Source organism: Armatimonas sp., from assembly GCF_031410135.1.
Taxonomy (GTDB): Bacteria; Armatimonadota; Armatimonadia; order Armatimonadales; family Armatimonadaceae; genus Armatimonas.
The window spans coordinates 1-9347 of the sequence record NZ_JANNYP010000660.1 but is presented as its reverse complement, the minus strand read 5'-3'; the positions used below and the strand labels follow the sequence as shown (position 1 = coordinate 9347).

General features: G+C 60.2%; 6 protein-coding genes. 1 reads left to right on the top strand and 5 read right to left on the bottom strand.

Translation table 11 applies throughout. The features are described from left to right. The 5 genes from RMO15_RS24130 to RMO15_RS24110 form a co-directional block, all read right to left on the bottom strand. The coding region (locus RMO15_RS24130) for an adenylate/guanylate cyclase domain-containing protein (RefSeq protein ID WP_309718543.1) at positions 1-1251 on the bottom strand (1251 nt) is incomplete at its 3' end. A gap of 3 nt (positions 1252-1254) precedes the next feature. Then, positions 1255-2838 carry an arylsulfatase gene (locus RMO15_RS24125; RefSeq protein ID WP_309718539.1) on the bottom strand — a complete coding sequence of 528 codons (1584 nt, stop codon included), beginning with the start codon at positions 2836-2838 and terminating at the stop codon, positions 1255-1257. Continuing rightward, positions 2835-4730, bottom strand: coding sequence for a sulfatase-like hydrolase/transferase (locus RMO15_RS24120; protein ID WP_309718536.1), 1896 nt, complete (start codon positions 4728-4730; stop codon positions 2835-2837). The genes RMO15_RS24125 and RMO15_RS24120 overlap by 4 nt, the downstream gene beginning before the upstream one ends. A 74-nt stretch (positions 4731-4804) precedes the next feature. After that, on the bottom strand, positions 4805-6412 hold the full coding sequence (locus RMO15_RS24115) for a sulfatase (protein WP_309718533.1): 1608 nt from the start codon (positions 6410-6412) through the stop codon (positions 4805-4807). Beyond that, a complete protein-coding gene (locus tag RMO15_RS24110) occupies positions 6409-7806 on the bottom strand; it encodes an arylsulfatase (protein ID WP_309718530.1) in 1398 nt (465 codons plus the stop codon). The genes RMO15_RS24115 and RMO15_RS24110 overlap by 4 nt, the downstream gene beginning before the upstream one ends. Before the next feature lie 55 nt (positions 7807-7861). Between RMO15_RS24110 and RMO15_RS24105 the strand changes: the two genes are divergently transcribed. Continuing rightward, the coding region (locus RMO15_RS24105) for an alpha-amylase family glycosyl hydrolase (RefSeq protein ID WP_309718527.1) at positions 7862-9347 on the top strand (1486 nt) is incomplete at its 3' end.

Genomic DNA, 9347 nt, shown 5'->3' with positions numbered 1-9347 from the left:
GTTGATATCTTCAACAGAGAGACTGCGGGCGCGGGCGGCGGCAAGCTCAATGGCAAGTGGAATCCCGTCCAGACGAAAGCAAATAGACGCCAGTGCGGGCGCGTTCGCATTCGTAACCGTGAAGCTTGGCTGTGTTTGGAGAGCACGGTCAATAAACAATTGCACCGACTCAAAGTGCGACAGACTCTCCGCCGTCTGGGTTTGCTTGGGATCGGGCAGGGAAAGCGAAGGGACGCGATAGGTAGACTCCCCGGCGATTCCCAGTCCCTCGCGGCTTGTCGCCAGAATCTTGATACCCGGACAAGAACGAATCAGTGCGTTGGCGAGTTTTGCGCTGGCATCCAGAACGTGTTCGCAGTTGTCCAGAAGCAAGAGAAGCGTCTTCGTCTTGAGAGCTTCGGTGAGCGTGGCCAGGATCGGCTTTCCCACTACTTCCTTGATGCCTAGAGCGCTTGCCACCGTGGACACGACAAGATTCGGGTCGGCGAGGGGGGCAAGCTCGACCAAAAAGACGCCATCGGGGAAGCGCTCCAGCAGATCAGCGGCGGCTTGGAGCGAGAGGCGGGACTTGCCACTGCCGCCCGCGCCGGTGAGTGTGAGCAAGCGTGTTGGTGCGAGCCGTTCCTGAACTTCTACCAGCTCTTTCTCGCGTCCAATAAAGCTGGTGACTTGCTGAGGCAGGTTGTTGGGATGCGTCGAGAGCGACTTGAGCGCGGGGAAACTCTCGGGTAGCTCTGGATACTGGAGCTGGTAGACTTGCTCCGGGCGTGCGAGATCTTTGAGCTGGTGCGTCCCCAGATCGCGGAGCTTCGTGTGGGGTGGCAAGCTATCACGTATCAGCTCCTGGGCTGCCTGGGTCAGTAGCGTCTGCCCGCCGTGTCCGGTGGCGAGCAAGCGTGCGACTCGGTTGAGCTGTTGCCCAAAGTAGTCGCCCTCGCGGCTCTCGACCGCGCCCGTGTGCAGTGCCATGCGAACTTTGAGGGTGATTGGCTTCGGCCAGTCTTCTTGGGCGAGGGCAAGCTGCGCTGTAAGTGCTGTAGCCAGTGCCTCTGGCGCGGTGGCAAAGGCGGCGCAAAACGCGTCGCCGATGGTCTTAAAGACATAGCCATTGTTTGCTTCAATCGCCTCACGCAGCAGCGCATCGTGGCGAGCAAGAGCGGTTTGCATCGCCTCAGGATGCGCTTCCCAGAGCTTGGTGCTCCCCTCAATGTCCGTAAAGAGAAGCGTGATCGTGCCGCTTGGAATCGCCATGGCCTATTTTAACGGATTTTCCAGCGCCTGTTTGACATACGCATCCCACTGCGCCTGCCAGAGCGCGGCCATCTCTTTTACGCGCTCCGGGTGCTTTGCCGCTAGGTTCTCGGTTTCGGCGCGGCTTTCCTTGAGATTATAAAGCTCCCACGGCGCGTCTTTCCCCGCCGCGACAATCTTCCAGTCCCCGACCCGAAGGGCCCGGTTGCCCTCGTGTGCCCACCAGAGCGAGTCGTGGGCGAGGCCGGTATCGGCGGTGAAGAGTGGCATCAGGCTCTTGCCCGGCGCGGCGTGGCCCAGTGGTATGGTCTCTCCCGCCAGCTCTAGGATGGTCGGCACGACATCCACCAAGTGCGCTGGGGTAATGCGTAGTGCGTTCTTGGCTGAAATTCCCTTGGGCCAGCTCACGATCAGCGGGGTGGAGATGCCGCCCTCGTGCACCCAGGTTTTGTGCCGACGGAGCGGGGTATTACTCAGACTCGACCAGCCGGGGCCAATCGAGAGAAACGTGCCATCGGCACCCATCGGAAGCGAGAGGTCGTGGCCATCGCCGCGCACCATCATCTCCGCGCTCGCGCCGTTGTCGGAGAGGAAGAGGACGATGGTGTTCTCGGTCGCTCCCATCGCCTTGACCTGCGCCAGGACGCGCCCAATCTCGCGGTCCATCCGGTCCACCATCGCAGCGTGGACCGCCATCTTGGTCGCTTGAAAGGCTTTCTGCTCGGTACTTAACGTGTCCCATGCCACAGGCCGATTGACCTCGCTCGGGCCAAGCTTCTTGATGGCATCGGGAAAGGCATACGGTGGCCCGACCTCACGCTCGATCTCGGAGAGCTTACGGGCGGCGATTCCGAGCGTCTGCTGCTTCTTGTAGCGCACCTTGCGCAGGGCATCCCAGCCCTTGATATACGCATCTTTATAACGGGCAATGTCCTCGGGGAGCGCCTGAACCGGGAAGTGCGGCGACGTGAAGGCAAGGTAGGTAAAGAATGGCTGGCTCTTGTACTTTTCCTCGTGCTCCTTGAGGCATTGGATCGCGTGATCCGCGATGTAGGTGGTTGAGTAGTAGCCGCTCTTGGGATCAATCGCCGCGAGTGGCTTGTCATCGAGGGTGTGCTGGTGGGGCGCGAAGTAACGGTCATGGTCGTCGAGACTGTAGCTATGCTCGAAGCCGTTTTGCAGCGGCTTGCCATCCACATGCCACTTCCCCGAGTGGTACGAGCGGTAGCCAAGCGACTTCAGCCGCGTCGAGAGCAGGGGAGCCCACTCGGGACGCACGCCACCGTTGCCGCTCTTGACACCGGGCACCGCATCGCGGCGCACCTGCTGGGCGTAGTAGCCCGTGAGTAGCCCGGCTCTTGAGGGCCAGCAACGAGCCGTGTTGTAGAACTGGGTAAAGCGTAGCCCGTTCTTGGCAAGGCTATCCAGGTTCGGGGTCTGGATCTCGCTTCCGTAGCAGCCTAGATCCGACCAGCCCATGTCATCGGCGAGGATCAAGACAACATTGGGCTTCTCCGCCGCACGCGCCGTAAGTGGCAGGGCGAGGGCAAGGGCCAGTAGGAGTGCTAGAATTCCGGTGGTCATCATGATGTCGTTTTCTTCTTTTTATTTTTCGCTGCAGGCTTCGCCGCACCGGAGAGCCGGGTTGCTAGGCGCTTCAGGTACTCGTTGGCGCTGTCGTCCTTGAGAATTCGCTCGACCCACAAAGCGGGGATCGCTTCCTCTAAGCTAAGACGGCCAATCGTGTTGACGAGGAGCTGCTGCGCATACTCGTTCGTTGGTTTGTCCAGCTCCGCAAGCAAGACTGCCTTTCCACGATCAGCCTGCCCAAGCACAATGAGCGCGTGGGCAGCGGTGATCCGGTTGGCCGAGGAGACATCGGTGAGGAGCGGGGTGAGAGCCTCTGTGGCTGGTACCGCCCCCTTGCCCAGAGCCACACAGCCCAGTGCGCCCCAGTAGCGAATCACGGGGTGCGTAGATTTTAGGGCTTTGGTGAGTGCAGGGAGGTTCTTTATCTCCCGCGCCGAGGCAAGAAACGCGATCTCGGCCACGTCGCTGAGTGGGAAGGTGGGGCTATTGACATAGGCATAGATCGTCGCGTTGTTTTCCACCAGCTCGGCGTACATCGGCTCGGGGATGAGCGCCGTGTCGCGCACCTGGGTCATGGTCTTTTTAAGCTGCTCACGCATCGCCTTGAGCCGACCGGCCTGGGCAGCGTCACCAGCGAGGTTCTTAATTTCCCACGGGTCGCTCTGGGTGTCGAAGAGCTCCTCGCTTGCCTCGGCGGGCTCCCAGAGCGCTTTGTGGTAGCCCGTCAGCGTGCCCTCTTTCCAGGCCTTTTGCCATGCGGCCCAGCCGGGAATCTCCATTTGGTAGTAGCTGTAGGGAGCCGATGGCAGGTGGGGCATGAAGCGCCGGATGTACTTAAAGCGCCCGTCGGTGAGCGCGCGGCGCATGCCGTAAAGCTCGTCGAAACGATCCGCAAAGAGAAAGACGCTCTGCTGCTTCGGCGGGGCGACCCGCTCGGTGCCTAGAAACGCCCGCCCCTGCATCTGCGCGGGCTTTTTCTGGCCACAGAGCGAGAGCAGGGTCGGTGCAAAGTCCACAAACGAGACCAGCTCGCTCACACGCTGGCCCTGGGCAAACGGTGAAAGAGCCTGCCACTTCTTGGGGACATGGACGAGCAAGGGAATGTGCACGCCGGTATCCTCCAGATAGCGCTTGCCGCGCGGCGTCGGGCCGCCGTGGTCGGAGTAGTAGAAGACAATCGTGTTGTCCGCCTGCCCACTCTTTTCCAGCTCATCGAGTTTCGCACCCACGAGCTTGTCCATAGCCGTGATCGTGTCGTGGTAGATCGCCCAGTCCGAGCGCATTTCGGGAAGGTCGGGCACATAGGGTGGCAGAGAGAGTGTCTTGGGATCGAGGCGCGGGGTCTCTTGAATCAGCCCTTTCTCGCGGTTGGTCTTGACCTTGGGGGGGAAGAGATTGCTCTCGTGGCTGACCTCGATATTGAAGACGGCAAAGAACGGCTTGCCTGTGGGGCGATTCTTATAGTGCGCCTGGTTCGATGACATGTCCCACAGGGAGGCATCGTTGCCTTTGAAGTTGTAGTCCGTCTTAGCATTGTTGGTGCAGTAGTAGCCCTGCTCACGTAGATAGGAAACATAGGGCTTAAAAGTCTCGGTGGGGATGGCGTGCCGCGAGCGCATGTTCTGCGTCCCGAGCGTGACCGAGTAGGCTCCGTTGAGAATCGTGCAGCGTGACACAGCGCAGACCGGCGCATTGGCGTAGGCTTTCTCAAAGAGCACGCTCTTCTTCGCTAGAGCATCAATGCGTGGTGTCTGCGCCTCTTTATTGCCGTAGCACCCCAGCCACTGCGATGCGTTGTCCTCACTGACGATCCATAAGATATTGGGCCTCTCTGGTGCCTGTTCCCTAGCCCCCGCCGCCCCGCTGGCCCCCGCTGGGCTGGGGGGCATAAAGGGTAGTATCGCTAGAGTTAGTAGCAAAACGAAGCGTTTTTTCTTGTCATTCTGAAACAATTTAACTCTCCTTAGAGGCTCTCGCCGTGGTTGGTCAGTGCTGTCTGAAGGGTTTTCAGGAGCGTGTCGCGGAGGGTGTGGGTGGTGTCGGCGAGGTTTTCGGTGCTGTCGAGGTCTTTGCTGAGATCGTAGAGGGCGATGTCGGTGAAGCCAGGATTTTTAGGGTCTTTGTTACGCCGGGCGATTAGGCGGTGGGTGGCAGTGCGAACCGTGACAGCGTCCTGCCAGTAGCTGACGGCGGAGTCGCGGACGGTGCGCTGTGTCCCGGCGAGCACGGGCAAAAAGCTCTTGCCATCGAGCGGGTAGTGGGTCTTGGTGAAGCGAGGCTGGCAGAGCTCGACGAGGGTGGGGTAGAGGTCGTCGTTCTCGATTAAGGCATCGCTGACCTTTCCCGTGGGGCCGACTCCGGGGGCGCGGACGATCAGCGTGCTCCGAACGGCACGCTCGAAGGGGCTGTGCTTGCCCCAGATCTGCTGCTCGCCCAGGTGCCAGCCATGATCACCCCAGACCACGACAATCGTGTTTTTATCTAAGCCCTCGGCCTTAAGTGCATCCAGCACTTTGCCAACTTGCCGATCCGTGTAGCGGACACAGGCGAGGTAGGCCCGCCGCGCCGTACGAGCCGCGTCGTCGTCGAGGGGCTGCTTTTTTGCGAATGGCAGGCTGTACTTGTAGAACTCCGCGCTGGGGTGCCAGTAGGGCGCGGCGGGCTTGTGCGGGGAGTGAGGCAAAGGGATTGGCTTGCCCTCGAATGCGTCCCAATCCTGCTTCGGGGCGACAAAGGGCAGGTGCGGCTTGAAGAAGCCCAGCCCCAAGAAGAACGGCTTGCCGGAGTTTTTGAAGCCTTTAATTTGCGAAATCGCCTCGCGGGCCAGCTGGCCGTCGGGGAGATCGTCGTCGTTCTTGGCCGTGAACTCCATCAGGGCGTTATGCCCTTGGCCGTCCTCGCGGCTCTTGCCATTTTCGTAGGCGAAGAAAATTCCCCAGCCGCGCTTCCAGTCGCCAAACGGGGTCGGGAGCGCGTCCCAGGCGTGGGGCAGCTCCGGGCGACCGTCCCCGGCGCCGTTGTAGGCATAGACCCGGCCATCGGCAGTGTGGGAGATTTTCCCGATATTGACGGTCTGGTAGCCGCTCCGCCGAAACAGCTCCGGCATTGTCTGGGCACCAGGAAGAAGCATGGGATTGAGGGCGGTCTTGCCCTGATAGAGCGCTTCATTACTTGCCGTCACCCCAGAGTGAGCCGGAGCGCGCCCCGTGAGCAGAGCATAGCGCGATGCGCCACAGGTCGGGACGACTGCATACTGGCGCGAAAAGACCATCCCGGACTTCGCTAGCCGGTCCAGGTTCGGCGACTGCGCCTCTTTCACACCGTAGCAACCCAGCTCAGGACGCAGGTCATCTATGGCGATAAAAAGGACGTTGTAGCGGTTTGGCCCTGAGAACGAGGGTTCCGGCTTCAGAGGGCGACGGGCACCTTCGTGCCCAATAAATTCTGTTGGCTGCGAAGGCAGCCGTCGCCCTCTGAAGCCGGAACCCTCGTGGTTCCGGCGTGGCTCATGGTTCCGGTCTCCTACTGGGAACAAGCCTAGAAGTGCCAGGCCAATCAAGGCGAGCTTCATGGGCGAGTTGCTCCGGCGCTACGGATTTTCTCCAATGTCGCCGCCATGGCCGCGACGCGTTCCGGGAACTGGGTGGCGACATTGGTACTCTCGCCTGGATCCTTAGCAAGGTCATAGAGCTGCTGATTTTGTTTGATAAACTTCCAGCTCCCCTCGCGCAGGGTGAGTGTCCCGGCGTGCTCGACCAGGGTTGTACGCCCCGTTTTGGAATCGCCCAGAAACGCGGCAAGCATGTTCTCGCTGTCGGGTGCGCTGCGTTTGTCGTAGCTCTGGCCGGTGAGGGCGGCAAATGAGGCGAGAAAATCGACTTGACAGACTAGGGCATCGGAGACGCCAGGCTTGACACGGGCGGGCCAGCGGACGAGAAACGGGACACGGGTGCCGCCTTCAAAGAGGCTGTACTTCCCGCCGCGCCACGGACCCGCGGGCTTGTGATCCCCCAGCTTTTCCACGGCGTTGTCTATGTAGCCATCGTCGAGCACGGGGCCATTGTCGCTGGAGAAGATCACAAGTGTGTTTTTCGTGAGCTTGAGCTTATCCAACGTGGCTAAAATTTGCCCGACACACCAGTCTAGCTCGGCAATGGCATCGCCGCGTGGCCCCATGGGGGTCTTGCCGATAAAGCGCTGGTGAGGCACGCGGGGCACGTGGATATCGTGGGTATTGAACGAGAGGAAAAACGGGCGGGCTTTGTTGTTCTCGATAAACGCCACGGCCTTTTTCGTAAACACATCCGCCATGTCTTCGTCTACCCAGCGTGCGGACTTGCCACCCTTCATGAAGCCGATCCGCCCGATCCCATTGACCACGGCGTTGTTGTGTCCCTTGCTCCAGTCCATGCGCAGGCCAGCCCGATCCCGAACCCCGTCTAGCTCACCATCGTAGTTCTCTTTGCCGTAGCGCACCTGGATTGGATCGATCTTGGTCAGGCCGACGACTTGCTCGTTCTCAATATAGACACAGGGGACGCGGTCGCCCGTCGCGGCCATCAGAAAGTGATACCCAAAGCCAACCTGGTTGGGACCAGGTGTGATCCGCCCGTTCCAGTCGGGACCAGCGTTCGCCCCAAGACCTAGGTGCCACTTCCCGACGATCCCTGTGGCATAGCCCGCTTTCTTGAGTAGCGAAGCCACGGTCGTCCGCCCTGGCTCGATAATCATCCCGGCATCTCCAGGGAGAATACCCGTATTGGGCTTGCGCCAGGCATACTCGCCCGTCAGTAAGGCATAGCGCGAGGGCGTACACGTGGCCGAGGGAGTGTGGGCATCGGTAAAGCGTAGCCCCTCACGGGCAATGCGATCCATGTGGGGAGTCTTAACGGATTTTGCGCCGTAGCAGCCGACGTCGCCAAAGCCCAGATCGTCGGTGTAGATGAGAACAATATTGGGTTGCATACTTTGCATGGTGCCTCTGAGCGGCAGGATACACGCAAGGGGTAAAATATGCAAGATGCGACGTCAGCTCTTAACAACCGATCTTCCCGCTTTTCTCGATGTCCTGGATGAAATCCGTCTCTGGCTACCCAAAAGCGCCTCGCCAAAGGCACTGGAGGGCCAGTTTCGGGTGCGCCTCGCCGGGCAGCCTCTTGCCGTGATTGCGGTAAAGGGGGGCGAGAAAGCTCCCGTGGTACCAGATCCCAAGCGCGTTGTCTTGGCAGGGACATTCCAAAAAGTTCTGGGGGGACAGGAGTGGAACCCAAGTGGCAAAGAGACCCAGATGACGCGCCTGAGTGACGGGCGTTTTGAGCTGATTGTCAAACTCCCCACAGGCTCGCACGCCTACAAGCTCACCCGAGGCGGCACCTGGGACGAGAACTACGGCATGGGTTTTACGCCGGGTGGTGCCAATCTGATGCTGGTTCTCACAAAGTCAACCTTGGTTCGGTTTGTGGCCGATTTTTCGAAAAAGACTCTCAAGAACTCTGTCGAGAACCCTGGGGACGTGCCTACACCGACGTCTCTGTCTGCTCCTCCCCAAGCCCGCCCCGACGACACGCGCTACCAGTCGTTTCGCCTCAAGCTTGCGCGGAAACTGACGGCACGTGAGATGATGCAGCCTCTCCAGGTTCAGTTTCAGGCTCAACCCTGGCGCACGGTCTATATTCGCGAAGCCCTCTCTGATCCGGTGTTTTACTATGCCCCTGCAGATCTGGGAGCACGCTGGAGCCGCACCCAGACAGTCTTCAAACTCTGGAGCCCGGTGGCTTCTCAAGTGACTCTGGTAATTGGAAGCAAGCGCCTCCCGATGGTGCGGGGGGGCTCTGGGGTCTGGCAGGTCGCGGCACTAGGCGACTGGCATGGGACGCCCTACCACTTCGAGCTGGTTTCCTACGGCCAGATGCGCCGCGCCGCCGATATCTACGGGGTTGCTGCCACTGCCGACTCCTCGCGCTCGGTGGTCGTTGATCTTTCTCGAACCAACCCGCCCGGCTGGCCCGCCCCTCGGCCTTTCGTGGGCAAGAAACCCACGGATGCGATTCTCTACGAGCTGCACCTGCGGGACTTTACCATCCATCCCTCCAGCGGCGTCCGCTCCGAGTGGCGTGGCAAGTATCTTGGGCTAACCCAGAAAATAGACTATCTGGCACAGCTCGGAATCACCCACGTGCATCTCTTGCCCTTCCAGGACTTTAACGCCGCCCACTCGGCAAACTACAACTGGGGCTACGAGACATCGCTGTTTAATGTTCCCGAAGAGCAGTATGCTACGCAGCCGAGTGGCGATCCGGTGGAGCATCTGCGGGAAGTGAAGCAGATGGTACAAGCGCTCCACAAACGCGGGATTGGGGTGGTGATGGACGTGGTCTACAACCACACGGTTCCTAGCCAGGGGGCACTCTCGGCGTTCTGGGAGAGTGTCCCGTACTACTATTTCCGCAGCAATGACAAAGGTGATCTCCTCAATGAGTCTGGGGTCGGCAATGCTCTCCACGACG